The 24,726-nt window shown below is 70.1% G+C and carries 22 protein-coding genes; 9 read left to right on the plus strand and 13 right to left on the minus strand.

Annotation, left to right across the window (positions count from 1 at the left end; all coding sequences use genetic code 11):
* Positions 1–163 precede the first annotated feature (163 nt).
* A complete protein-coding gene (gene truA / locus ACW9TB_RS20580; RefSeq protein WP_472749645.1) occupies positions 164–1,045 on the plus strand; it encodes a tRNA pseudouridine(38-40) synthase TruA in 882 nt (293 codons plus the stop codon).
* On the opposite strand, the gene ACW9TB_RS20585 is transcribed toward truA, so the two are convergent.
* The 3 genes from ACW9TB_RS20585 to ACW9TB_RS20595 all read right to left on the minus strand — a co-directional run bounded on the left by ACW9TB_RS20585 (position 1,035) and on the right by ACW9TB_RS20595 (position 5,456).
* Positions 1,035–3,698: a hypothetical protein gene (locus tag ACW9TB_RS20585; RefSeq protein ID WP_472749646.1), complete on the minus strand. Its 2,664-nt coding sequence runs from the start codon at positions 3,696–3,698 to the stop codon at positions 1,035–1,037. The two genes, truA and ACW9TB_RS20585, sit on opposite strands and share 11 nt — an antisense overlap.
* 94 nt (positions 3,699–3,792) lie before the next feature.
* Positions 3,793–4,731, minus strand: coding sequence for a hypothetical protein (locus tag ACW9TB_RS20590; protein WP_472749647.1), 939 nt, complete (start codon positions 4,729–4,731; stop codon positions 3,793–3,795).
* Between the two features lie 35 nt (positions 4,732–4,766).
* The gene (locus ACW9TB_RS20595; protein ID WP_472749648.1) at positions 4,767–5,456 is read right to left on the minus strand and encodes a CAP domain-containing protein; all 690 of its coding nucleotides are present in this window, start codon (positions 5,454–5,456) and stop codon (positions 4,767–4,769) included.
* Between the two features lie 628 nt (positions 5,457–6,084).
* Here ACW9TB_RS20595 and rplM point away from each other — a divergent pair.
* From rplM to glmM, 3 genes are all read left to right on the plus strand, one after another.
* Positions 6,085–6,528, plus strand: a complete 444-nt coding sequence (rplM, locus tag ACW9TB_RS20600) for a 50S ribosomal protein L13 (protein WP_344746717.1) — start codon at positions 6,085–6,087, stop codon at positions 6,526–6,528.
* Positions 6,529–6,597: 69 nt separating this feature from the next.
* Positions 6,598–7,119 (plus strand): 30S ribosomal protein S9, encoded by a 522-nt coding sequence (gene rpsI, locus ACW9TB_RS20605; RefSeq protein WP_472749649.1) that lies wholly within the window; start codon positions 6,598–6,600, stop codon positions 7,117–7,119.
* A gap of 3 nt (positions 7,120–7,122) precedes the next feature.
* Complete coding sequence (gene glmM / locus ACW9TB_RS20610; RefSeq protein WP_472749650.1) at positions 7,123–8,478, plus strand: phosphoglucosamine mutase; 1,356 nt, start codon at positions 7,123–7,125, stop codon at positions 8,476–8,478.
* 106 nt (positions 8,479–8,584) lie between these two features.
* Here glmM and ACW9TB_RS20615 read toward each other — a convergent pair whose 3' ends face one another.
* The 6 genes from ACW9TB_RS20615 to ACW9TB_RS20640 all read right to left on the minus strand — a co-directional run bounded on the left by ACW9TB_RS20615 (position 8,585) and on the right by ACW9TB_RS20640 (position 13,783).
* On the minus strand, positions 8,585–9,301 hold the full coding sequence (locus ACW9TB_RS20615) for an ABC transporter permease (protein ID WP_472749651.1): 717 nt from the start codon (positions 9,299–9,301) through the stop codon (positions 8,585–8,587).
* Positions 9,302–9,303: 2 nt separating this feature from the next.
* Positions 9,304–10,218 carry an ABC transporter ATP-binding protein gene (locus tag ACW9TB_RS20620; RefSeq protein WP_472749652.1) on the minus strand — a complete coding sequence of 305 codons (915 nt, stop codon included), beginning with the start codon at positions 10,216–10,218 and terminating at the stop codon, positions 9,304–9,306.
* Positions 10,215–11,105, minus strand: coding sequence for an ABC transporter permease (locus tag ACW9TB_RS20625; protein ID WP_472749653.1), 891 nt, complete (start codon positions 11,103–11,105; stop codon positions 10,215–10,217). Before ACW9TB_RS20625 ends, ACW9TB_RS20620 begins: the two co-directional genes overlap by 4 nt.
* Positions 11,098–12,003: an ABC transporter ATP-binding protein gene (locus ACW9TB_RS20630; protein ID WP_472749654.1), complete on the minus strand. Its 906-nt coding sequence runs from the start codon at positions 12,001–12,003 to the stop codon at positions 11,098–11,100. The genes ACW9TB_RS20625 and ACW9TB_RS20630 overlap by 8 nt, the downstream gene beginning before the upstream one ends.
* Before the next feature lie 85 nt (positions 12,004–12,088).
* Positions 12,089–13,039: a DUF389 domain-containing protein gene (locus tag ACW9TB_RS20635; RefSeq protein WP_472749655.1), complete on the minus strand. Its 951-nt coding sequence runs from the start codon at positions 13,037–13,039 to the stop codon at positions 12,089–12,091.
* A gap of 93 nt (positions 13,040–13,132) precedes the next feature.
* Positions 13,133–13,783, minus strand: a complete 651-nt coding sequence (locus ACW9TB_RS20640; protein ID WP_472749656.1) for a hypothetical protein — start codon at positions 13,781–13,783, stop codon at positions 13,133–13,135.
* A gap of 589 nt (positions 13,784–14,372) precedes the next feature.
* Here ACW9TB_RS20640 and ACW9TB_RS20645 point away from each other — a divergent pair.
* Positions 14,373–15,572: a cytochrome P450 gene (locus ACW9TB_RS20645; RefSeq protein WP_472749657.1), complete on the plus strand. Its 1,200-nt coding sequence runs from the start codon at positions 14,373–14,375 to the stop codon at positions 15,570–15,572.
* A gap of 225 nt (positions 15,573–15,797) precedes the next feature.
* On the plus strand, positions 15,798–16,577 hold the full coding sequence (locus ACW9TB_RS20650; protein ID WP_472749658.1) for a class I SAM-dependent DNA methyltransferase: 780 nt from the start codon (positions 15,798–15,800) through the stop codon (positions 16,575–16,577).
* A gap of 179 nt (positions 16,578–16,756) precedes the next feature.
* Here the strand turns inward: ACW9TB_RS20650 and ACW9TB_RS20655 are convergent, their stop codons facing one another.
* A complete protein-coding gene (locus ACW9TB_RS20655) occupies positions 16,757–17,329 on the minus strand; it encodes a TetR/AcrR family transcriptional regulator (protein ID WP_472749659.1) in 573 nt (190 codons plus the stop codon).
* Between the two features lie 91 nt (positions 17,330–17,420).
* Here ACW9TB_RS20655 and ACW9TB_RS20660 point away from each other — a divergent pair, with 91 nt between their 5' ends.
* Complete coding sequence (locus ACW9TB_RS20660) at positions 17,421–18,254, plus strand: NAD(P)H-binding protein (RefSeq protein WP_472749660.1); 834 nt, start codon at positions 17,421–17,423, stop codon at positions 18,252–18,254.
* Positions 18,255–18,506: 252 nt separating this feature from the next.
* Positions 18,507–20,138, plus strand: a complete 1,632-nt coding sequence (locus ACW9TB_RS20665) for a hypothetical protein (protein ID WP_472749661.1) — start codon at positions 18,507–18,509, stop codon at positions 20,136–20,138.
* Here the strand turns inward: ACW9TB_RS20665 and ACW9TB_RS20670 are convergent.
* Entirely contained in the window at positions 20,102–20,680 is a 579-nt protein-coding gene (locus tag ACW9TB_RS20670; protein ID WP_472749662.1) for a GNAT family N-acetyltransferase, read from the minus strand. The two genes, ACW9TB_RS20665 and ACW9TB_RS20670, sit on opposite strands and share 37 nt — an antisense overlap.
* Before the next feature lie 2,148 nt (positions 20,681–22,828).
* Here ACW9TB_RS20670 and ACW9TB_RS20675 point away from each other — a divergent pair.
* Positions 22,829–23,638 carry an AfsR/SARP family transcriptional regulator gene (locus tag ACW9TB_RS20675; RefSeq protein ID WP_472749663.1) on the plus strand — a complete coding sequence of 270 codons (810 nt, stop codon included), beginning with the start codon at positions 22,829–22,831 and terminating at the stop codon, positions 23,636–23,638.
* A gap of 34 nt (positions 23,639–23,672) precedes the next feature.
* On the opposite strand, the gene ACW9TB_RS20680 is transcribed toward ACW9TB_RS20675, so the two are convergent.
* Both ACW9TB_RS20680 and ACW9TB_RS20685 read right to left on the minus strand, forming a co-directional pair.
* Positions 23,673–23,945: a helix-turn-helix domain-containing protein gene (locus tag ACW9TB_RS20680; protein WP_472749664.1), complete on the minus strand. Its 273-nt coding sequence runs from the start codon at positions 23,943–23,945 to the stop codon at positions 23,673–23,675.
* Positions 23,945–24,478 (minus strand): hypothetical protein, encoded by a 534-nt coding sequence (locus tag ACW9TB_RS20685; RefSeq protein WP_472749665.1) that lies wholly within the window; start codon positions 24,476–24,478, stop codon positions 23,945–23,947. Before ACW9TB_RS20685 ends, ACW9TB_RS20680 begins: the two co-directional genes overlap by 1 nt.
* Positions 24,479–24,726: the final 248 nt, after the last annotated feature.

Genomic DNA, 24,726 nt, shown 5'->3' on the forward strand with positions numbered 1-24,726 from the left:
GCTCGCTCAGTGGCACGTTCCGATCGCCCGCCTCGATGAGCAGCCGGGCGATCCCCTCGCCGAGGGCCAGCGTGTCGTCGCGCGGCAGGCACCCCCTCCGCGGGGGCGCCGGGCCCTTTCCGTTCTCTCCGAGGGGCCGTGAGAGTCCCCGAAAGGAACCATCGTGGTACGGCTGAGGCTGGATCTCGCCTATGACGGCACCGACTTCTCCGGCTGGGCCAAGCAGCCCGGACGGCGTACGGTCCAGGGGGAGATCGAGGAGGCGCTCGGCAGGATCCTGCGGCTTCCCGAGCCTCCGGCGCTGACCGTGGCCGGGCGGACCGACGCGGGCGTGCACGCCCGGGGCCAGGTGGCCCACGCCGACCTGGATCCCGGCGCTCTGGCCGCCCTGGACGGCCGCGACCGCCGGGGAGGAGCCACGGGCCCGGAGCCCGGATCCGCGGAAGAGCTCGACGAGAGGCTCTCTGCCATGCGCAGGAGACTCGCCGGAGTCCTGCCCCCCGATGTCCGTGTTCATCGCGTCACGGTGGCTCCTGAGGGCTTCGACGCGCGGTTCTCGGCGCTGTCGAGGCGGTACGCCTACCGGATCTCCGACGCCCCGGGCGGTGTCGACCCGCTCCGCCGCCGCGAGGTCGTCTGGTACAACAGGCCCCTCGACGTGGACAGGCTGAACGAGGCCGCCGCCGCCCTCCTCGGCGAGCACGACTTCGCCGCGTTCTGCAAGCGGCGAGAGGGCGCGACCACGATCCGCGAGCTCAAGCGGCTCGACTGGGCCCGCGAGGACGGGCTTCTCGTCGCCACCGTGATGGCCGACGCGTTCTGCCACTCCATGGTCCGGGCGCTCGTCGGGTCGCTGCTGCCCGTCGGCGAGGGCCGGCTCCCGGTCGACTGGCCGGGAGGGGTGCTGGCGCGGGCCGTACGGGACTCGGGGGTGCACGTCGCGCCCGCGCACGGGCTCTGCCTGGAGGAGGTGCGCTACCCCGGTGCCGAGGAGCTCGCCCGGCGGGCCGCGGAGACCCGCCGGGTGCGGACGCTCAGCTCGTGACGCGGCGCTCCACGACCTTCGCGGTCTGGTCGCGGAAGGCGCCGCTGACCTTGCCCAGGGACTTCTCCTTGGCGGTCGGGGTGTGGCCGTCGCTGAAGGTGGCGTAGCTGAACACGATGTAGCGGCCCCACACCATCCCGGCCGCGTAGCCGCCCGCGATGTGCACCCGCTCGCCGCCCGTACCGGCGGCGGAGGGCAGGCCGCGGAACCAGAGGTTGCTGTCCAGGTTCTTGGCCTTGTCGGCCGCGACCGCGGACTCGCGGGTGGGCAGCACGGCGATCCCCGTGGTCACGGCGTACTTCCGCTTGCTGTCGACGTACGTCGCCCGCAGCACGCGGCGGCACTCCTGGCTGCGCAGGGTGCCGGCGAACCTGCCGGACGCGGCCTTCTGGCACTGCTCGGTGACGTTGGTCTTGACCAGCTTGAACGTCGTCCCGGCCACGGACACCTTCTTGCCGAAGGCGTCGGCCACGGTCATCGTGCCCGGGTCGGTCTTCTCGGAGTTGAGCATCGTGGTGTTGATCGGCTCGGGCTCGCCGCTGATGTCCAGGTTGTCGGTGGGGTCGAGGGTCCCCGAGCTGGGGATCGGGTCCGTCGCGTTCGCCGACTGCTTGGCGCTGAACGACTGGTAGGCGAAGAAGGCCCCGGTGCCGATGCCGACCACCACGACCGCGACCACGGCGGCGAGGAGTGTCGTGCTGGCCCTGCTGCGGGCCGGCGCGGGGGGAGGGGGCGGGGGCTCGGGGGTGAACTCCGAGAGCGGGGTGAACGCCCCGCGCGTCGTCGCCGGTCCGCCCTCGGAGAACGCCGTCGGCTCGCCCGCCTGTCCTGCCGGTGAGGACATGGTCGGCGGGGGCGGGAGAACCGGGAACGGCGGGGCGACGCCGGTGACGATGGGGATGCCGCCGGGCGGGGTCGCCTGGTCCGAGGGGGAGAAGGGGTGCGCCGCCGGGCCGGGACCGGCCGCCTGGGACGGTGTCCGGTCGCGGGTGTCCTGCTCGTAGGAGGGCGCGGGCACCTGCGAGATCAGCTCCGGTTCTGGTCGCGTGACGGGCTGGGTCACGGGCGCGGACATGGGCCCGGGACCGGCGGGCGGGGTCGCGGGAGCGGGGCTGGACGGGCTCTCGTCGCGCGGGACGGCCGGAGAGGGCTGTGCGGGGTCCTGCTGGGGGAACTGCCCCGGAGAGGGCTGTACGGAGGGCTGCTGGGAGGACTGCCCTGGAGCGGGCTGCTCCGGAGCGGGTGGCGCGGGGGCCTGGTGGGCGGGCGGGCTCTGCTGGAGCGGACCCTGCCGGGGGGCGGGGACGTGGCCAGGATCCAGGAGGTCCCCGTCTCCCTGCCCGGGGTGTCCGAGGTGCCCCGGTATGCCGACTCCGATGGCGCGGACGTCGATCGTGGTGTCGCTGCTTTCTTCCGGCTCCTGGTGGGGAGCGGCGTCCGGCGGCCAGACGGCGACGTCGCCGGGCTCTCCCGGGCGGGCGGCGCTCTCTTCGGGATCGGTCCACACCGGCTCGCCGGTCGCGGCGGGCCAGGGGGCCTCCTGGCCGGACGAGGGCCAGACCTGCATGCCCGCGGCCGCGGCAGTGAAGGCGGGGGGCGGCTGCCAGGGCGGCGCCCCCGGCACGATGGGCGCGGTGGTCAGCGGCTGGTCGTCTCGCGGCGGCTCGTGGCGCTCGCCCTCACCGGTGCCGCCGGGCCGCGGGGGGGCGGCCGGTTCCGCAGGCCAGGCGGGGGAGGTCGCCTCTCGGGACACGGCCGGTCCTGCCGGCCAGGTGGGGGAGGCGGCGTCGCGGGGCGCGGCCGGTTCCGTCGGCCAGGCAGGGGAGGCGGCGTCCCGGAGCGGGGGCGACCAGGCGGGGGAGGTCGCGTCCGAGGTGGTGGGGGCGCCGGGCAGGGGCGGGCCGGAAGGGGCGGCCGGGTTCTGTGCGGCGGGCCAGGCGGGAGGGGGGGTCTCCGGGGGCGTGGGGGAGCTGATCCACGCCGGAGGAGCCGGCTCGGGCCGGGAGAACTCGGACCAGGTGGGGCCCGGCGAACCGGGGGAGAACTCGGGGCGCGGGCCCGAGGGGTCGCGGGGGAGATCGGGCCGAGCCGCTCCCGGGGAGGAGTGCGGGAACTCCGGCGAACCGGGAGGGAACTCGGGGCGCGGGCCCAGGGGGTCGCGGGAAAGGTCGGGCCGAGCGGCCTCGGGGGGGCCAGGGGGGAAGCCTGGCCTGGCGGGACCCGCGGGCTCGGGAGAGAACTCGGGCCGGGGAGGACCGGAGGGCTCCGGGGAGAACTCGGGCCGAGAGGGACCGGGGAACTCAGGCCGAGAGGGGCCGGGGAACTCGGGCCGAGGGGGGCCGGAGGGCTCCGGGTAGGGGAGCTGTCCCGGCCGGGGCGCGGAGTGCGAGGGGCCGGACCAGGGGGCGGGCGGGTCGTCCTCCGGCTGGGCGTACCAGTCGTAGGGGGCCCCGTCGCCGGGGACCGTCCATGGCTGAGCCGCCCCGGGGGTCACCTCCGGCCACGCGGAGGGGCTGTGGGACTGCTCGTCACCTGTGAGATCGGTCCGCAGCACGTGGGGCGAGGGCTGGCCGAAACTCGGCGGCGGCGTCGCCGGTGCTGCCGAACCCTCGGCTTCACGTTGGTGCTCGGACCCGGATTCCTGGCCACGCATACGACGCAGCCTAGCGACAGCCGGAGATCGTCATGCGGGTATGGCCGTATCGTCTGTCGGATTCGTGCCTCAAAGCGGCATTACGACCCCATGGTCAGGGGCGTTTTCCGGTCAGCGATCGTGCTTCCAGGGCGGGGGTGATGGTCGCGTCCGCCGTACCGAAGGCCGCCTGGTTCAGCTTCTTGACCTCGCCCTTTTTGGGCAGGTGGCCGTCTTTGTACTGGAACCAGACCATTACAGCGTAGTGCCCGTGGCGCCATTCCCCCACGAAGGCCTCGCCGGTGCCGAGAAGTTTGGTGACCTTATCCTTACCGGGCAGCGGTTTGATGTATTCCTCGCGCTCCTTGCCGGAGCCGACCGAGACGACCTTGGACGCTCCCGCCGACGTCTTGAGGTTGGCGACCCCCACGGTGCCGATCACCTTCCCCGAGGCGTCGCGGAAGCTGGCACGCAGGAGCTGGTTGCACTTGGCCGCGGTGAGGGCCTTCTGGAGCTTGGCCCCGACCACCGCCTTGTCGCACTTCTTGTCGGTCCTGCGCGTGGTCATCAGGTAGGTCTGCCCGCCGATCTTCACCTTCTTGAGCTTGAAGACCTCGTTCAGGGTGAGAAGGTGCGGGTCACCGGCGCGGGAGGAGGCGAAGCCGAACTTGCCCTCCGCGGTGCTGGCGGGCGGCAGGAGCGGGGCCTCGGCGGTGGGGCTCGCCGCGCCGGGCACCGGGGCGGGGTCGGAGTTGGCCAGCACGGCCAGGCCGATGCCCGCGGCGACCAGCGCCGCGAACGCCCCGGCCGCGATGAAGATCGGGCGGCGTGAGCGGGGCCCCTCGTCGTACGGGCTCCACATCTCCTTGCGGGGGCGTTCGCCGGGCGGTTTCGCGGGCCGTCCCTGTGGCCGGGTGGGCTGGGAGGGCGGTGCGGCGGGGTCGGAGGCGCGGTTGTTCGGCGAGGCGTCGAACCAGTGCTGGCCCTGTGCGGGCGGCGACGCGTCGGGCCGGTCGTAAGGCTGGCGGCGCGGCGGCTCCACGGGAAAACCCATGCGCCGAGCGTAGCTCGGTATCGGAGCCGGTTGGCTCAGGTGTATCCGAAGTCCTGGGTCCACCAGGGCCCGTCGGCCCCCTGCACGGCTCCGACCCCGGTGGCCCTGAGCTCGCAGTTGAGGATGTTGCGCCGGTGGCCGCCGGTCCCCATCCAGCTGCGTACCGCGTCGTCGGGGGAGGTGTAGCCGCGCCCGATGTTCTCCGCGCCGCCGTCGCGGTAGCCGGTGGCCTCCATCCGTTCCCAGGGGGAGGTGCCGTCGGCTGAGGTGTGGGAGAGGCTTCCGGCGGACGCCATCCCGGCCGAGTGCCTCCTGGCCGACACGGTCAGCCTCCTGTCGATCCTGAGCGGCGCGCACCCGGCCCGCCTGCGCTCGACGTTGATGAGCCGGACGACCTCGCGCTCCATCGCGCCGAGGGCGGAGGTGGCGCCGTCGCCCTCGCCGTTGAGGAGGTAGCGGGAGGGGCCGTCGTCGCCGGAGTCGTCGAGCGACGTGCCGGGGCTCGGGGTGGGGCGCGGGCGCCGGTCCTGGGGGGCGGGGGTGGAGCGGGCGACCCGGGCGAGGGGGGCGCGCTCGACCTGCCCGGCCAGGGCGCCGCTGGGTGTGGGCCTTGCCGGTCCCGCGTCGTTCAGGTAGATCTGGTCGGCGGCCTCCTCGGCGCGGCTGCCCCGGCCGATGATGAAGCCGACCAGCAGAACCGCGAGCAGACACGCGAACACCCCCATACGACGCAGGCGCGCTCGCTGGGTATGCCCGGGGTGAGGAAGCTGCCACATACCGCTATCAAAGATAGAGATGTTTGCGGTGAGGAAGAAGGGAATGTTGAGAACAGGTTGAAACCGTTCGGCGAAGATGTGGACACGGCCGTTCGGAAATCGCGGCCCGGCGCCTCTCGCCGGGAACGCCGCGCGGTCGGGCCCGGCCTCGCGCCCGAGGGGTTTCCGCCGTGGTGACGGCCTCTTTCCCGCCGTCGCCGGATTCCCGGCGTTCCGTTCCCGGTCCGCTCGCGGGGCCGGAGATCCCGGGCGGTCCGGGTGATCCAGGTAATTCAGACGATTCAGGCGATCCGGGCGGTCCGTGTGGCGGTTCCCGGGCACTGCCCGGCGGCGGGTAGACTGCCAGGGGCACCGGCGGAGAGTCATGTCGTTTTGCAAGCACTCTCCCGCGCCGGTATCCTGCTAGTTCGTTGTGTGCGAATTGGTCTCCTCTCGCAGACCGATACGCGGCGCGTCCGGCGTCATCTCCTCTTTTCCTGGAGACGGAAGGTCCGGGCTGTCGTGTGCCCGCACCTACCGACCATGTTGCTGTCCTTTCCGACAGCGCCGAAGACGCGACCAAAGAAGGCATACGACCGTGCGCACGTACACACCCAAGCCTGCCGAAGTCGAGCGTCAGTGGCACATCATCGACGCCACCGACATCGTGCTTGGCCGGCTGGCCAGCCACGTCGCGATCCTGCTTCGCGGTAAGCACAAGCCGACCTTCGCCAACCACGTCGACACCGGTGACTTCGTCATCGTCATCAACGCCGACAAGGTCGCGCTGACCGGTAACAAGCTTGAGCAGAAGAAGGCCTACCGCCACTCGGGCTACCCGGGCGGTCTGCGCTCCATGACCTACGGCGAGCTCATGGACAAGCGTCCCGACCGCGCCGTCGAGAAGGCCGTGAAGGGCATGCTGCCCAAGAACGCCCTCGGCCGGAAGATGATCAAGAAGCTCAAGGTCTACGCCGGTTCCGAGCACCCGCACCAGGCGCAGCAGCCGGTGTCTTTCGAGCTCACCCAGATCGCCCAGTAGTCACTAGCTGCTTGTCGCCAGCAGCGTTGGCCGATGGCCGACGCCGAGTAGGAAAGTTAGAGGAGAACCGTGGCTGAGCCCACCGGTGTCGAGACGCCCGTCGAGGGCGAGCAGGAAGCGTACTCCGCGGAGGAGTTCCCCTCCGAGTACACCTCCGAGTCCACTGCCAGCGGCGACGTCGCCGTCCGCAAGCCCATCACCACCGGCAACTCGTACGGCACGGGCCGCCGCAAGGAATCCGTCGCCCGCGTGCGCATCGTTCCGGGCACCGGCAAGTGGACGATCAACGGTCGTACGCTTGACAACTACTTCCCGAACAAGGTCCACCAGCAGATCGTCAACGAGCCCTTCGTGGTGCTCGGCGCCGAGGACCAGTTCGACGTCATCGCCCGCATCAACGGCGGCGGCGTCACCGGCCAGGCCGGTGCCCTGCGCATGGGTCTCTCCCGCGCGCTGACCGCCCTGGACGTCGAGGTCAACCGCCCGCCGCTGAAGAAGGCCGGCTTCCTGACCCGTGACGCCCGCGCCACCGAGCGCAAGAAGTACGGCCTCAAGAAGGCCCGCAAGGCTCCGCAGTACAGCAAGCGTTAAGCGTTGGGGCGCCTCTTTGGCACCGACGGGGTACGTGGGGTCGCCGGACGCGACCTCACGGCCGAGCTCGCCATGGACCTGTCCGTGGCCGCGGCTCATGTCCTCGGCGATGCCGGGGCGTTCAACGCCAGCGTCGGGCGGCGAGGCCGTCCCGTCGCCGTCGTGGGCCGGGACCCTCGGGCTTCAGGAGAATTCCTGGAGGCCGCGGTGGTCGCCGGCCTCGCGTCGTCTGGCGTGGACGTTCTCCGGCTCGGCGTGCTGCCCACCCCGGCGGTCGCTTACCTGACGACGGCTCTCAGAGCCGACATGGGCGTGATGATCTCCGCCTCCCACAACCCCGCCCCCGACAACGGGATCAAGTTCCTCACCCGAGGCGGCTACAAGCTGCCCGACACGGTGGAGAACGAGATCGAGCAGCGGCTCGGCGAGAAGTGGGAGCGTCCTGTCGGTGCCTCGGTCGGCCGCGTACGCGAGGCGTACGGTGAGGCCGACCGCTATGTGTCCCACGTGCTGTCCACCGTCGACGGCCGTCTCGACGGCCTGAACGTGATCCTCGACTGCGCCCACGGCGCCGCCCACATGGTGGCTCCCGAGGCGCTGCTGCGGGCCGGAGCCACCGTGGAGACGATCGGGGCGCGCCCCGACGGTCTCAACATCAACGCGGGGGTCGGTTCCACCCACCTGGACAAGCTCCAGCAGATCGTGGTCTCCCGCAACGCGGATGTGGGCATCGCCTACGACGGCGACGCGGACCGCTGCCTGGCCGTCTCGCACACCGGCGAGATCGTCGACGGCGACCAGATCATGGCCGTGCTGGCCATGGCCATGCACGCCGAGGGCAGGCTGGCCGGCGACACCGTGGTGGCCACGGTCATGTCCAACCTGGGCTTCAAGATCGCGCTCAAGAACGCCGGTGTCGACGTCGTCGAGACCGCCGTGGGCGACCGCTACGTCCTGGAGGCCATGAGGGCGGGGGGCTACAACCTCGGTGGCGAGCAGTCGGGCCACGTCCTGATGCTCGACCACGCCACCACCGGGGACGGTCTGCTGACCTCGCTGCACCTGCTGGCGGTCGTGGCGCGGGAGAAGAAGTCGCTGGCCGAGCTGGCCTCGGTGATGACCCGCCTGCCGCAGGTCCTGGTCAACGTGAAGGACGTCGACCGGTCCAAGGCGTCGGCTCCCGAGCTGGCCGCCGCGGTCAGCGCCGCGGAGGCGGAGCTGGGGGAGACCGGGCGCGTGCTGATCCGGCCCAGCGGTACCGAGCCGATGATCCGCGTCATGGTCGAGGCCGCCTCGGCTGAGCAGGCCGAGCAGCTGGCGGGTCGGCTGGCCGAGGTCGTCCGTACGGCCTGCGTCTGAACCGTCGGAGCATGTGACGTCGCAGTACATGAAAGAGCGTGGCCCGCACCGGAAGGTGCGGGCCACGCTCTTTCTCGGGCTACGGGGTGTCGGCCAGTTCCCCGCGCTACTCGTCGCCGGTGAGGGAGAAGCTCCGCAGGCGCCTGCCCGCCCAGAGGACCGCGCCGACGGTGACGACGGCCAGGGCGGGGACGGCGAAGCTGAGGGCGATCTCGGTGGAGAAGAACGCGGAGGACGACAGCTGGTCGGCGATCGTCTGGGCCCACTGCTGGATGGAGAACCTGCGGGCGCCGGGGACGAAGTTGCCGACCACGCCCTCCCAGACGAGGGCGTAGACGATGCCGATCGTGACCGCGTGCCGGGTCAGCACGCCCAGCAGCATGAACACCGCCGCGTACGCGATCCCGCCGACGAGGGAGCCGAGCGCGAAGCCGTACGCGATGCCGGATTCGAGGTTGACCAGGAGGTAGGCCGCGACGAAGGTCGGCACGGCGGCGAACAGCGCGAGCATCGAGGCGGCGACCACGAACTTGGTCTGGGCGATCACCGGGCGGGAGATCGGCTTGGACAGCAGGTGGATGATCGTGCCGTCGTCGATCTCGGGGGCGATCACCCCGGTCCCCGCGATCAGGCCGAGCAGCGGCAGCATGGTGCCGATGGCGAAGGTCCGCATGAGCGTGACCGCGGTCCGCTCGTCGGCGGCGCCGATGAACCTCAGCAGCGCGGCCATGGCGATCAGCACCAGGGGCAGCATGATCAGCAGCCAGATCCGGCGACGGCCGAGGAGCGCTCGGTAGGAGATTCCGGCGATGACACCGTTCATGGTCAGCTGCTCCTGTTGATCAGGTAGGAGAAGACGCTCTCCAGGTCTTCGTCGGCGGGGGAGACCTGGAGGATCCGGATGTCCGCGTCCTTGGCGACTCTGGGCAGCAGCCGGGTGAAGCGCCGGAAGTCGACGGCGTGCACCTCCAGGCCCGTCTCGGTCAGCGAGACCGCGCCCGAGGAGGCGTCGGCGATCAGCGCGGACGCCAGGCGGCGGTCGTCGCTGGAGCGGACCTTGAACAGGTGCGGCCGGTCGGTCATCCGGCGGCGGATCTCGCGGAAGTCACCGGAGGCGGCGTGGCGCCCGGCGACCAGTACCTCGATGTGCTGGGCGACCCGCTCCACCTCCTCCAGGATGTGCGAGCTGAACAGGATGGTCTTGCCCGCGGTGCCCATGGCGCGGACCAGGTCCATCAGGTGCAGGCGCTGGCGCGGGTCCATGCCGTTGAACGGCTCGTCGAGCAGCAGGACCTGCGGGTCGTGGACGAGGGCCGCGGCCACCTTGACGCGCTGGCGCATGCCCTTGGAGTACGTCTCGATCCTGCGGTCCTTGGCGCTCTCCATCTCCACCAGGGCGAGCGCCTTGCGCGCGGCGTCGTCCGGGTTGGGGAGGCGGTGCAGCCTGGCGCTGGACAGCACGAACTGCCAGCCGGTGAGGAAGCCGTAGACGGCCTCGCGCTCGGGGACCAGGCCGATGGAGCGGTAGATCTGGTGGTTGCGCCAGATGCGGTCGCCGTCGAGGGTGACGGTGCCGCCCGAGGGGGCGAGGAACCCGGCCATCATGTGCAGCAGGGTGGACTTGCCCGCGCCGTTCGGGCCGAGCAGCCCGGTGACGCCGGGGCCGACGGTCATGGTGATGTCGTTGACGGCGACCACATTGCCGTACCAGCGGGAGACCTGGGCCAGTTCGATCTTCATCGGGAGGCCGCCTTACGGTAGCGCGCGATCAGGGCCGTGATGGACAGGGCGATCAGCGCGATCATGACCGCTCCCGCGACCAGGGATCCGCCGGTCGAGGGGTAGATGACGCCCGCGGTGGGTGCCGCCCCGAAGATTCCGACGTGTACGGCGGCGTCCACCAGGAAGAACGGGTTGATCAGCCACGCCCAGGCGGCGGTGGCGTCGTCGCCCATCGACTCCAGCGTCGCGAACAGCACGGTCGACACGGCGGAGGCGAGCAGGTAGAAGGCGATGACCGCGGCCACGCCCAGGCCGCGCCTGGGGGTGAACGAGGCGATTGCCACGCCCAGGCAGGCCAGCAGCAGCGCGTACCCGGCCGCGCCCGCCATGGAGGTGAGGTATTCGACGGTGTGCGTGTCGCCCGGCAGGTCGATGACCACCTCGCCGATGTAGAGCACGGTGAGGGGAGCCGCCAGCAGCAGGAACATGGCGGTCGTCATCGCCGCGAGCTTCGCCCCGACGTAGTCCAGGAGCGTCACCGGGCGCGACAGGTAGAGGGGCAGCACCCGGAAGCGCAGGTCGGGCGCGACGGTGTACGGCGACTGCGAGGCCAGGAAGATCGCGAGCACCGCCTGCATGACGACGGCGTACTCGGTGTAGCGCATCCCCTCCTGCTTGACCAGCGCCATGATCGCGATGGAGACGACCGCGGGCAGGAGCATGACGCCCAGGAGCACGAACGGGATGATCTTCGAGCGGACGGTGCGGCCGAGTCCGAAGATCCCGCGCAGGCTGTGCACGGTCAGCGCGACGGTGGCGTGGCCACGGCCGAGGCGTACCCCCTCGTAGTGGCGGTATCCGATGTCGTGGATGACACCCGTGGGTTCGGGCATGGACTCAGACATTGACCGGCTCCCTGAAGACGTCCTCGATGCGCTGGCGGCCCTGTTCCACGCGGACGAGGCAGAGGTCGAGCTCGCAGACGGCGTCGCGGAGCGCGTCGAAGGTCTCCGGCGCGCGGACGTGGACGAGCAGCATCCTGCCGTGCGGGGTGACGGTCTCGCCCAGCGCGGTCAGGCGGGCCGCCAGCGCGTCCTGCCCCTCCTCGACCTCGACGGTCACGGTCTGGGTGATCTGGGTGAACTCCCCGATGGACGAGGAGCGCAGCAGCTTGCCGCCGTCGATCACGATGACGTGGTCGCAGACCCGCTCCAGCTCGCCCAGCAGGTGGGAGGTGACCAGCACGCTGATGCCGAACTCGGAGCCGATCCTGCGGATCAGCGCGAGCATCTCGTCGCGGCCCCGGGGGTCGAGGCCGTTGGTGGGCTCGTCCAGCAGGACCAGGCGCGGGTCGTGCACCAGGGCCTGGGCCAGCTTGACGCGCTGCTTCATGCCGGTGGAGTAACCGCCCATCGCCCGGTAGCGCTCCTCGTACAGCCCGACGTGGCGCAGGACGTCGGCGGCGCGCTCGCGGGCCGCGGTGCGCGGCAGGCCGGACATCTGGGCCATGTGCACGGTGAACTCGGTGGCGGACAGGTCGGGTGGCAGGCAGTCGTGCTCGGGCATGTAGCCCACGGTCCGGCGGATCTCCGCGCCCTTGGTCGTCACGTCCATGCCCAGCACCCGGGCACTGCCCGCGCTGGGTTCGAGGAGGCCGAGGAGGATCTTGATCAGCGTGGATTTGCCCGCGCCGTTGGCGCCGACCAGGCCGGTCACACCGGGGCCGACGGTGACAGTGAGCTGGTCGAGCGCCGTCACCCGGGGGAAACGTCTGGTTAGTCCCTCGGTGGCGAGGATAGTCATGCTCGGACACTATCCGTCGCCACCAGGGTGCACCTCCGTCATGCGAAGGAGTCTCCCCTCGTCCGAAAGGGCAATTTTTCAGCCGCTAGCTCCCACCCGGGCGTGCCGGAAGCCGCATGCCGAACCGGGACCAGTAGGCCCTCTGGAGGAGAAGCGTCACCACGCCGGAAATGACCATGCCCGCGACGTTCACCCCGAGCTGGACGGCCGAGGCGGACATGTCCTCCCAGCGGGCCAGCGCGGCGGCGACCGCGAAGTATCCGGCGGCGGGGACCGTGGTGACCGAGATGAAGACGCCGACCAGGGCCGAGGACTTGCCCGCGGTGACCGAGAGCACCCCGGCGGCCCCGGCGAGCAGCGCGACGATGAACGACCACCTGTCGGGCTTGACGATGAACTCGATCTCCTCGTGCCCCGTCCCGAGCGAGCCCACGCCGATCCAGCCGAGCCCCCGGAAGGCCAGCGCGCAGGCGAAGGTGATCGCGATGGCGGCGGCGAACCCCAGGACCAGGGTTTTGGCCGCGCGTCCGATGAGGTCCCGGTCGGTACGGAGCAGGCCGAAGCAGATGGCCGCGATCGCGCCGAACTCCGGCCCCATCACCATCGCGCCAATAATAAGAATCGGCGAGTTGACGATCACGCCGATCGCCGCGAGCAGCGTGGCGATCGTGAGGAACGCGAGAAAGGCCCAGGTGAGCCGGGTGTCCTCGTCGACCCGCTGGGCGAACTCCGCCCAGACCACGGCGTCGTCGCTGTCGCCCGGCGCCTCCTCCTGGGCGCGCTCGGCCACCTCCGAGATCGACAGGTCGACCTGCTCGGCCGCGATCGAGCCCTCCGTGTGCAGGCCGAGCTCCTGGAGCCGGTCGATCACCTCGTTGGCGGCCTCGCGGGCGATGTCGAACTGGACGAGGTCACCGGCGGGGGAGCGCGCGGCACCGGGGAACACGACGATGTTGACGACGCCGACGCACCCGTCGAGCACCTCCAGCACCTTGTCCGACAGTTCAGGCGGACTGATCACACGTAGATGCAGCACGGGCCAACCCTAGGACCTGTGTCCGGGCCCGCTGAAGCCCCGAACCGGACGGTTATGGGGCGGGCGCGGGTCAGGGACCCCGGGGGGTGTGGGTCAGGGGACCACGGTGGCGGGGTCGGCGCTCAGGCGGCGGAGCAGGTCGGCCGTCCGGAGGGCCTGCTCGGCCTCCTGGCCGGTCCGGTGGTCCGACTCGATGGCGTCCGCGAGGATCGCCAGCTCGTGCGGAGGCATGAAGGCGCGCGCCGCGCGCAGCCGCAGCAGGACTTTGCGGCCGCCTCGCTCCTGGGCGTACAGGTACAGGTACGGGAGCCGCCGGCCGGTCAGGTCGCGGGCCCTTGAGCACTCGGGGAAGGAGTCCAGCCAGACGTGGGCCCGCGCGAGATCCACCCTGCGTGTCGTGAACGCGCCGTGGACCTCCACGACGCTTCCCGTCATCTCCGCCCGGAAGCGGAAGATGCCGAGGAGGACGGTGAGGAAGACCACCAGGACCACGACGAAGGGCACCATCAGGATCTGGGAGTCGAGCGAGGAGCCTCCGGCGGACAGCTGGATGGCCTGTTCGATCTTCGAGATCACGAGCAGCGGAATGCCGACGAAGGGAACGGCCAGGAGCGTGGCGCCGACCTTCATGCCGGTGCTCGCGCCGACACTCAGCCTCAGCGGACCTTTCGCCGGACTTTTCAGCGGGCTGTACGGGCCGTGCGGGCCGTACGGGCTATGAGGACCATGAGATGAGATGCTCACATATAAGACACTAATCCACTCCACTGGCCGATGCTTGGTGCTGTTACGGCATGCATAACCGCAGGCGGGGAAGTTTTTTACCTCCGATGGGTGAGCGGCCCGCTCCGGGGCGGGAAGGGTAACGGGGCGTCACACCCGGAGTTCGCTACGTCGCGATCAAGGCCCTGACGTGCCGATCAGTAGCCGATCACCAGTTGACCAGTAGCCGATCAGTAGTAGATCGGTGGCTGGAGAGTGGCCGGACGGCCGCGGCTCGCGTCCATGGGGGATCTCGTCTCGCCGGGGGAAAATGGACGACCCATTCCGGGGATACTCCCGCGACGGCATTTCATCAATTCTGCAAATAAAACACTGATATTTCTCATCATTCACTTAATGACCAGTGAGAATGGCCCGAAGGTATACGCTTCCGCTGTTCCTGGTTTGGCGTCGCCCTTTCCATCGTTGCCGCGTACCGGCAGGCCAGCAGGTCAGCAGGCCCGTCGCCCGCCCGGTGAGGTGGCGGGCGGCGCGGCTCTCCCGGCGGGGCGCGCGGACGGCGGCACCCGCGCGTACACCCGAGATCACGGACGGCGTGGGGCAGGTGGGGATGGCGACGGTTGGCGAATCGGATCGGACCGCTCCCGGTGAGAGGTGGCCGTGGGCGGGCCTGCCCGGCGGGGCGGCGCGGAGTTACCGCCGGGACCCGCTGGGGTTCGTCGAACGGGCGGCCCGCGAACGGGGCCCGGTGTTCCGGCTGCCCGACGACGGGTCGCTGTGCGTGGCCGACCCGGCGGAGGCCCTGCGGGTGCTGCACGACGAGGAGGGCCACTACGACGAGGTGTCCGACTTCTTCCACGTACGCGGTGGACGGCTGGGGCCGAGGGAGACGCAGGTCGCCATCGGGCGGGCGGCGCGGGCGACGGTGCGCGCCCACCTGGCCGCGCACCGCGAGCGGCTGCCCGCCGTCGTGGCGGAGCTGGGGGAGGTCAGCGAGTGGCCGTCGGCCGGGCGCGCCGCCACGCACCGGTTCCTGGCCGAGATGTTGCTGCGCCCGGACAGCCCTCCGGAGCTACGGGAGCTGATGGCGCGGGTGGTGGAGCGCGATGTCCTGATCCGCCCGGAGGGGCGGCTGGCGGGCGCGGCGCGGGCGGCGCTGTGGGCGCGGGTGGTGCGGGCGGTCGCCGGTGAGGTACGCGCCCGGCGGGCCGCTTCCCGGCCGGGCCCGCCCGGCGACCTGCTGGACGCCGTGCTCGGATCCACCCCGCCCGGCACGCCCGCCGGGCAGGTCGCCCAGGTGTACCTCCTGCTGTTCCGGACCTCGGTGGCGCCGGTGGGCCACGTGGTCGCCTGGGCACTGCTGGCGGCCGCGACCCACGGCGTCGACCTGGCGGACGTGTCCGCGGAGTCGGCCGTACGGGAGTCGCTGCGGCTGTGGCCGGTGGCGTGGTTGCTGGGCCGCCCGGTACGCCACGCCCACCGGGTCGGCGGCGTGCGGCTGGAGCCGGGGGAGAGCGTGTCGGTCTGCGTCTACCTGCTGCACCGCGACGACCGGCACTGGCCGCAGGCCACCCGCTTCCGGCCCGGCCGGTGGGACGCCCCCGGCCCCCGGGGGGCCTACCTGCCGTTCGGCGGCGGGCCGTTCACCTGCGCGGGTGCCGCCGTCGCCCAGACCCTGGCCGCCGGTCTGCTCGCCGCCGTGACCGACGGCGCCCGCCTGGAGGTGCGCGGCGGCCACGGGCGCCCCCGCGTCGCGGGCATCATCACCCCTCCCTCGTTCCAGCTGCTCCGGACCCCCGCCAGACCCTGACCGCCAACGGCCACCAGAACCATCAGGCCATCAGGATCACCAGGACCATCAGGAAAGGAGGTGAATTCCGTGAGGAAGTTGCTGCGCCGGGTTACCGGCCGCCGGGTCAACCGGCAGGCGTGGTTCATCTGGTAGGTCTCTCCGGCCGCGCCGGGCCCGACGGCCCGGCGCGGCCCCCGACCCGGCGCGCGGCCGGTGGGACGCCCGCGCGCGCAGGAGGCGCTCATGACGCATGTGGACGAGACTCTGGCGGCGTACGAGAGCGTCGCGGCCCGATACGACGAGCTGAACGCGCGGATGGACACCGCCACCCTGGTGGACCGCTACGTGGAGGTGGCGGATCGGTACGGGACGGGCGGGCGGCGGCTGCTGGACGCCGGGTGCGGGACCGGCCGCAGCAGCGTGGCCTTCCGCGAGCGGGGGTTCGAGGTGACCGGCTACGACCTGTCCCCGGCGATGGTGGCGATGGCCAGGAACCGGCCGGGCACCGAGGACATCCGGTTCCTGGTGGGACGGCTGCAGGAGCCCCCTCCGGGGCTGACCGGCTTCGACGTGGTCGCCTGCGTGGATCTGCCGATGGCGTACCTGACGGCCACGGACCAGCTGCGACGGACGCTGGAGGCCGCACGCGACCAGCTCGCCGAGGGCGGGGTGCTGGTCTTCGACCTGAGCACCATCGGCTACTACCGGCGCGCGTTCGGCGTCCCCACGGTCGCCGACCGAGGGGACCGGTACGTGGCGTGGTTCGCGGTGTCCCCGCGGATCGAGGCCGACGCGGTCGTGGTCACCCAGTTCGACCTGTTCGAGCGGGCGGGGACGGGTTGGGAGCGGGTGTCGATGCGGCACGTGCAGCGGCACCACTCCGACCGTACGGTGCGCCGGGTGGCCGAGCTGGCCGGGCTGCGCGTCGTGGGCACCCGCGGGCTGGTGGGGACGTCGGCGAAGGAACCGGCCGACGAGGACGGCCACGACCGGATCCTGTACGTCGCCCGCCGGACCGGCTGAGCGGGGGTCTTTCTCCCGGCCGTGACCCCGTCCGTGCCCCTAGCCGTGACCCCGGACATGACCTTGGACGCGCCCCCGGCCGTGACCTCGGTCGCCAGCCGGTGCCGCGTCGGGGACGTCCGCCCTCGACGGCGACCCTCAAGCCTCAGGTGAGTGAGTCGATCCGGCGACGCTGGCTCTCAGGCGAGTGAGTCGATCCAGTGCTCCAGGCGGCGGCACTCCCCGGCCATGAGCTCGGGGTCCCTGAAGGTGTTGGTGAGGAGCGAGATGCCCTGGTAGGCGGCGACCAGGGCGATCGCGAGCTCGTGGGAGTCGGATCGGCCCATCGACCTGAACTGCCGCTCGGCGTAGTCGATCAGCAACCGCATGACCTCGGCCGCGGCCCGGTCCAGGCCGTCGGTGCGCTTGTCGAGCTCCGAGCAGAGGGTCCCGGTGGGACAGCCGTACCGCGCGGTGACCTCGCGCTGCTCGGCCCAGCCGCGCAGGAGTGCCTTCAGGCGGTCCTGGGGGCCGGTGCGCAGGTCGAGCGAGGCGGTCATCGCCCGGAAGTTGAGCGCGTGCGCGTCGATCGCCGCCTCGACGAGCTGATCCTTGGTCTTGAAGTAGTAGTAGACGTTGCCCAGGGGGACCTCGGCCACGCGGGCGATGTCGGCCAGCGTCGTCTTCTCGACGCCCTGCTCGTGCAGGACCCGGGACGCGGCGGCCACGAGTCGTTCCCGCTTGCCGTGCTTTGTCTTGGTTGAGTCAGTCATCTCACTAAGAAGTGTAGACAACCGACGCGACGGCTGGCTATGGTCGTGCTTAGTCAGTTAACTAACTTACTCGCGACGGACAGGACTTTTCATGATCGTGGTTACGGGATCGACCGGGAACGTCGGACAGGTGCTCGTACGGGCGCTCGCCGAGGCGGGAGAGCGGGTGACGGCGGTTTCGCGGCGACCCTCGGACATGCCGGAAGGCGTGACGCACCACCCGGCCGACCTGGCCAACCCGGAAAGCCTCAGGCCCGCGCTCGACGGAGCGGACGCGCTGTTCCTCCTCGTCGCCGGTGCCGGTGAGCACCTGAACCCGCGGGGCATCCTCGACGCCGCGAAGGCGGCCGGGGTCCGGCGGGTCGTCCTGCAGTCCTCCCAGGCCGCCGGGACACGACCGGAGTCCGGCTCCCACGCCCCCCTCCGGGTGCTGGAGGACGCCGTACGGAGGTCGGGCCTGAAGTGGACGATCCTGCGGCCGGGAGGCTTCGACTCCAACGCGTTCGCGTGGGCGGAGACGATCCGCTCGCGGCGGACGGCCGCCGCGCCGTTCGGCGACGTCGGGCTGCCGGTCGTCGACCCGGCCGACATCGCCGAGGTCGCGGCCGTGGTCCTGCGTAAGGAGGAGCACGCCGGTCACACGTACGAGCTCACCGGTCCGGCCCCTATCACCCCGCGTCAGCGGGCCCGGGAGATCGGGGACGCGCTGGGCGCGCCGGTGCGGTTCGTCGAGCAGAGCCGCGAGGAGGCACGGGAGCAGATGCTGCGGTTCATGCCCGAGCCGGTCGCGGACGGCACCCTCGCCATCCTGGGCGAGCCGTCGGCCGCCGAACAGCGGGTGAGCCCCGACGTGGAACGGATCCTCGGCCGCGCCCCCCGCGCCTTCGCCGAATGGGCGCGGCGCAACGTCGACGCCTTCAGGTGACCCGTCGCTTCGGGCGGCCCGCTCACGGCGGGTCGCGCCGGGCGGTGGCGAAGCCGGGGTCACAGCCTTCGGGTGACTCGCTCGCGGCGGATCGTGCCGGGCGGTGGTGAACACCGGCCGCCGGGGCGATCCGCGACCAAAACCGGTGGTCTGGCCGCCGGTTTCTGAATGGGCCGTCACGGGGCGTGAGCGATGTCGTAGCGTTTGGAAAACAAACCGCCTCGGGAGAGTGACACCCGGGAGGGGCGAGCGATGCCACCCAGACCCCGCAGCCTCAAACAGCAGATGGACGCTCTCACGGCCCAGATGCGTGAGCACGGGGCGACGTGGAGCCAGATCGCCGCGGACTACCAGCTCCGGTTCACGTTCAATCCGCTGCGCGGCTTCCGCGAGGCACACCGATACACGCAGTCCAAGGTGGTCCAACTATGGAATCTGCGCTGGCCAGACGACATGCTCAGCGAACGCAGGCTCGGGGCCTGGGAGGCCTGGCCCTCGGTGACCGGCAACGAGCCTCCCATCTCCGGGCTGGAACGCCTGGCCCGCATTTACCAGTGCCGGGCCGGGGACCTGGTTCACGGGGAGGACCACAGCCGTGACGACGACCGTGCCGGCAGGCACCCGGCGGCCAAGGACGGACCCGTTTCCCGGCCCGTACTCACCGTCACCGATATCGCCTCGTTCCTGGGCGGATTACCGACACGGTCGCCGGGTGACGGGGCCGATCGGGTTCTCGCGGTCGCGGATCCGCGGGAGCAGGAGTTCGGCTACCTGGTCGCCGCGCTCACGCAGTGGGCGGACGGGATGAAACGCCGCGACCTCCTGGCCGTGGTCGCCTCCGCGGCCGCCGCGGCGCACGCCTCCCCCCTCCTCGCCCACCTGGACCGCGACGCCCTCGAACGCCTGACGCTGGTCTCCCGGACGCCCTCGCGGGTCGACGGCGAGGCGATCGGGCACGTGGAGACGATCATTCATCACGCCATCAGGCAGGAGGACATCCTGGGTCCCCAGGCCGTGCTGGAGACCGCCCTGGCGCAGCACGGGCTGGTCCGGCGGCTCCTGACCGGTACCGCGGACGAGGACCTGCGCCGCCGGTTGATGTCGCTACTGGCTGACATATCCCGTTTTATCGGGTGGCTGCTGTTCAACTCCGACGACTTCGCCGGAGCCGAGCACTACTACGGCCAGGCCCGGCGTGCCGCCCACGAGGCCGACGACGACCTCATGTCCAGTTACGTGCTCGCCCAGTGGAGTCATCTGGCCACCTGGTCAGGCGACCCCCGTCTCGGGGTCGAGCACGCTCTCGGGGCACTCGCCTGGGCGCAGCGGGGTGGCAGTCCCATCCTGATCGCCTACGCCAACGACGTCGGCGCCCGCGCCTACGCGGGAATCCTGCGCCGCGAGAACGGCAAGGACCGGGCCAGGGACCACGCGCGTTGCCGTACGGCGTTGTCGGCCGCCCGCTCGGCGCTGGGCGACTCCACGGAGGACGACCCCGGCCGGAGGCTGACGTACTTCTTCGGCCCGGCCATGCTCACGCTGACCCGCGCCCTGTGCCACCTCGACATGCGTGAGCCCGACAGCGCGATCGCCTGCGCGCGGGAGGCGATGGTCTCGATAGGGACGGCCTTCTCCCGCAACCTGGCGTTCGGTCACCTGTATCTCAGCCGCGCGTTCGCCCAGAAACGCGAGATCGGCCAGGCCTGTACGGAGCTGGCCCGGGCCGCCGAGCTCGCCGGTCGCAACCGGTCCCCGCGACTGGTCGCGGCCACCGCCGACGCCCGCCGGGCCCTGTCGCCCTGGAACCGCACCGACCCCGTGGTGCGCCTGGACGAGCGGCTGCGCTCCTACGGTCTGCCCCCTGGCAGGTCTTCCAGCACGTAGATGTCGTAGACGTCGTTGACGGACGACGCCGGGGCGTCCACGCTCCCGACCTGCCGCCAGCCCCACGACCGGTAGAGCCGCTGGTTGCCCTCCAGCCGTGGCTCCACGGCCAGCACCGCCCGCCGCGCCCCGCACCCGGCCAGCACCGCCTCGGTCAGCCGCCTGGCGACGCCGCACCCGCGGTGGCCCGGCAGTACGCCCAGGTCCACCAGGTGCCAGGTGCGGGAGCCAGACTCGTCGGTAAACCCGGCGGGGAGCGGATCACGCATGCCGTTCCACCAGCGGCCCCCCTCCCGCAGGAACGCCCCGTAGGCGAAGCCGACCAGCAGCCCGTCCCGCCGGGCGATCGACAGCCGGAACCCCCGCCGTTCGAGGAGGTCGGCGTAGGAGGCGCGCTGGTGCGCGAACTCGGCGGGCCCCTCGTCGTTGGGCGGGGCACCGAACGACTCCCGGTAGGCCGCGCCGACCTCCTCGGCGATCGTCTCGGCCTCCTCCGGGCTCAGGACCTTCACGATCACCCGATCGCTCGCTGCCTTCCCCACGGCACCCGCCTTCCTCACCCGGTTCCCGTCCCGAAAACTATCCGCGGGGCCTGGCCCGAAACAGCCGGGCAGGCCGGAGATCGGCCTGGGGCACGTCGGGTCGGGTTGGCATGCCTCGAAGCCGGGGTGTGCCTCTCACGCCGGAGGCGGGCAGGCACGGCCATTTATGAGGGGGCCTCATTTGTGAGGGAATTCCCGGTTGGACCGGTGGGTATGAAAAAGCGGCGACACCGGTGGGATCGCGTTTCCACGCGCGGGATGGTTGACAGGACGTGAGGCGCCCATTATCAAGAAAATCACCCCGCATCGGGAACGTGGCCGTCAACAGCGAAAAATCAGCCGTCCTCTCCGCGGGGTGGTTTCCGATAGGTTCGAGTGGACGACCTCAATGAAGGGCTATCACGAGGAACAGCCGTGATCAAGAGAAAATCCCGTGCTTCCCTTTCCGGACATCCTTCTGGGGAAAGTGGTTTCGGCCCGGTAGGGTGACCGCAGGAAAATCTCCTCACGACATGCGTCATTCGGCACGGTCAAGAGATTTTCCAACCGGGCGGCGCTTCGTCTTCCCCGTCCGGAAAGGCGGGGCGGGCGCCTCTTCTTCGGCGTGGCCGTATCACTCAATGCGGCCGGGGTCCAGTGTGGTGTCCACTTATGTCCGCCGGCCGTACCGAATCCGCACGCCGATCGTTAAAACCGGTGGATACGGTTGTGGGTGGCGACGTCGCGCGGAGAGGAGGCCATACGGGTGAGGTTTTTCGAGAGCCATGAACACGGTGCCTTCGTGCCCGCCGTCAAGGAGAACATCGCCTATGGCCCGCCGGTGAGCGCGCCGCGGCCGACCGGACCGTCCGCTCACACCTCCACCGCTCTGACCGTGTCCTCGCGACCTGTGGCGGGAGCCCTCCCCTTGGCCACGCGAGGTCCTCTCACACGGTCCTCGGTGCCGCTGTCCGGCAGGCCGGGTCCGGTGTGCAAGTGCTGAAAACCGGAGGTTGCACACGTGTGGATCCCTGATTCGTGCGGTTCCGTTAACCGGCCCGTGGTGCTGCCCGTCGCGCTCTGAGCCGTGCTGTTCAATGACCCTTTCGCCAAAGGCTGTGTATGCGGCGAACGGGTCGTTAACGCGCCCAGGAGCGCGGTGGGAGCCCGAGCCGGAAAGGTCGAGGGGCTCGCAGGCGGCTCCCGGATGTTCCCGATCGCGACTTATCAGAGTCGGCCGTCATCAGGGTGAGTCCGGACCCGTGGAAGCCCGTGATGCGACGATCCTCGCGAAATACCGAGGCGGGCAGGGGTGCGCGACGGAGAATCTCGGACGGCGATCGGTCCTTGGCCCGCCGCTCGGGCAGGTGAAACGCATCATGGAGAGCCTGTGCGAGGACGCGCCCTGATCTTGACTTGAAAGTCCGGGATGGGCAACATATTGTTTAACAATAAAGGCGTCCACAAAGAGAGCCGTGTGCTTGTCGGGCCTGGTCGTCCTGATGATCACGCTCTCCGCCAGCTCCGCCGGCATTGGATTGGATTCGTCTGAAGGTGTCCTCCACCCGGATCGGGCGCCTCTTTGGGTACGGGTCGAGAGTCATGGTGCCGGGCGACCGGCATTACGGCGCTTGATGCGTTTGTCGCATCTCCGGATGCCGAATCGAGTGGTTGCCATATGATCGACGGTTGAGTCGGTAAACTTGTTTTCGCGCTGCGGTTCAATTCTCGGGGATATCGGGGGGAATTAAAAGTTTAGCGCCAAAAAGTGACCTGCACCGTTTTCCGGTGCTCCAGCTGGTTTCCTTCTCTCGTCGCCGGACTTCGGGGCCCCTTCACCGCGGCGACCTCCGGGACCAGGTGCCGGACGCGTTACGCGGTCCGGCCCATGACATCACCGCCATCTGTGATCGGGATCTCGGCGTCATCCGGTCAGACCCTGCGTCCAGCAGGGCCTCGGCCGTGCCTGCGGCAGGACGGGGACACGGTTTCCTGCCGCGCCCGCAGCTCGACGGCATTATGTGGAAGCCGCCGGGCCGTCTCATGCGTCGACTTGTTTCAAGTAGGCAACCTGCGTCCAAAGTGATGGAGCGACAGGGAGACGGTCCGGCCGGCCAAAACCAATGAGAGGCCGCTTGAGGCAACATGACAGAATTGCATGATATTAAGATGAAGGCCCGGTTCCTGGTCCTTGGCGCCGTGGAGGTGTACGGGCTCCCGGACGGAAGAAGAAACACTCTCCAGCGTAAGACGCGGCAGTTGCTGGCCCTCCTGGTGGCGGCACACGGCCAGACGGTTCCGGTTGACCGGATCATCGATCGTATCTGGGGTGATCGGCCGCCTGTATCCGCGTCTCAGCTGGTTCGCGGCCATGTCATGAAGCTACGCCGGGTGATCGGGGCGGAGGGGCTGGACCTGGTCGAGATCGACATGAGTGGATATCGGCTCCGCTGTGACTCCTGTGTGATCGATGCGTGGATCTTTGAGAATCTGCTGGTCGAGGCGCGGAAACTGCTGGCCGGAGACAGGATCGACCTGGCCGCCGAGAAACTGCAGGAGGCGATCTCCCTGTGGCGGGGGCCCCTGGCTCTGGAGGGCGTTCGCGAGATCCACGAGCTGGAGGCGGAGGCGGTCAGGCTTGAGGAGCTTCGGTCGCGTGCGGAGGAGATGCTCATGGACGCCTACCTGGCCATCGGCCGCGCGGTCGACGCGATCCCTCTTCTGCGAATGCTCACGGTGAGATACCCGCTGCGTAACCGCTTCTGGGCCCAGCTGATGACCGCCCTGGCCGTCGCCGACCGCTCCGTGGACGCCGCTGAAACGTTTCTCTGCGCTCGGAGAAACTTCCAGGAGAAGGCGGGAATGGAGCCCTCCGTACTGCTCGCGGATATCCACCAGGCGATACTCGAAGGTTGTGAGTCCTGGAAGATTCTCAACCTCATCGGTATCGACTCGTCACGGCACGACGGTTTGGCCTGATCTCCGGCCGTGCGCCCGGTCATGGACTCCGGGATCAGGACGTGTCATCCACGACGGACCCGTAGGCCGCGTCGCCGGGATGTGAAGGCCTGTATCTCAGCAGCTCGCCGGGCTGGCAGCCGAGTTCCTCGCATATCCGGGAGAGTGTGCTGAAGCGGATCGCCTTCGCGTGTCCGTTCTTGAGAATCGACAGATTCGCCAATGTTATTCCCACCCGGATGGACAGATCCGTGAGGGTGATGCCGCGCTCGGCGAGTATCTCGCTGAGCGCGACCTCAATTCCGTGATCCGGGACCTCATCCTTCATCAGACAGTTCCTTCGAGATCCTCAAGCATATATCGCCCCTTCCGAATGATCTCGGATACGGCTAGTGCGGATAGACCGATGAGAGCACCACCGGTGAAAGTGTATGGAGACAGGCCGCCATAGTAGGCGCCGGTGCCGAGCACATGGATTGAGAGTGTGCTCTGGACCATGCTCGCGGTGAGCGAGATCACTGTCGTGCCGATGAGCTGGGTCACGCCGATCAGGCGGAGGTTACGGGTTGTCTGAGCGGAGAACAAGGAGCGATCGCTCTTGAGCCCGCCGTAGAGAAGCCGCACCATCCACCAGAAGGACAGAACGTTCACCACGGCCAGCGGAAGCCAGGTGAGGAGATGGTAGAGCGCCGTGGTGAGGCCTCCGCCCGCCACGCGGACCGTGGCCTGTAAATGATCGCCGACGAGCTCGACGCCCGGTGGCAGTGGAGTGTCGAGACGGACACCGCTGGCCGGGATCGAGATGGGAATCGGCTCCCCGTGACCGAACGCCAGCATGACGCTGCCGGCCAGTTGTCGCATCGATAGCAGGGTGACGGAGAGAAGCGCCAGGAGAAGTGCCCCGTACAGCCACTTCAGCCAGGAGTTTCGGCGTGTCCGGAGCGGTGCCGACCCTGAGCCGGGGGTGGACGTGGGTGATTCCATACCAACCTCCTTATCGAATATCGATGTTATTGAAAAACGATAACCCATCGTGGAGGGTGAGGCAACCCTCGGGGTTGCCCGGTCCGGGTCCTGTCGGGCGGGCGCGTTGCCGTCGGCGTGTGGGA

This window comes from Streptosporangium sp. H13245 (assembly GCF_055690525.1).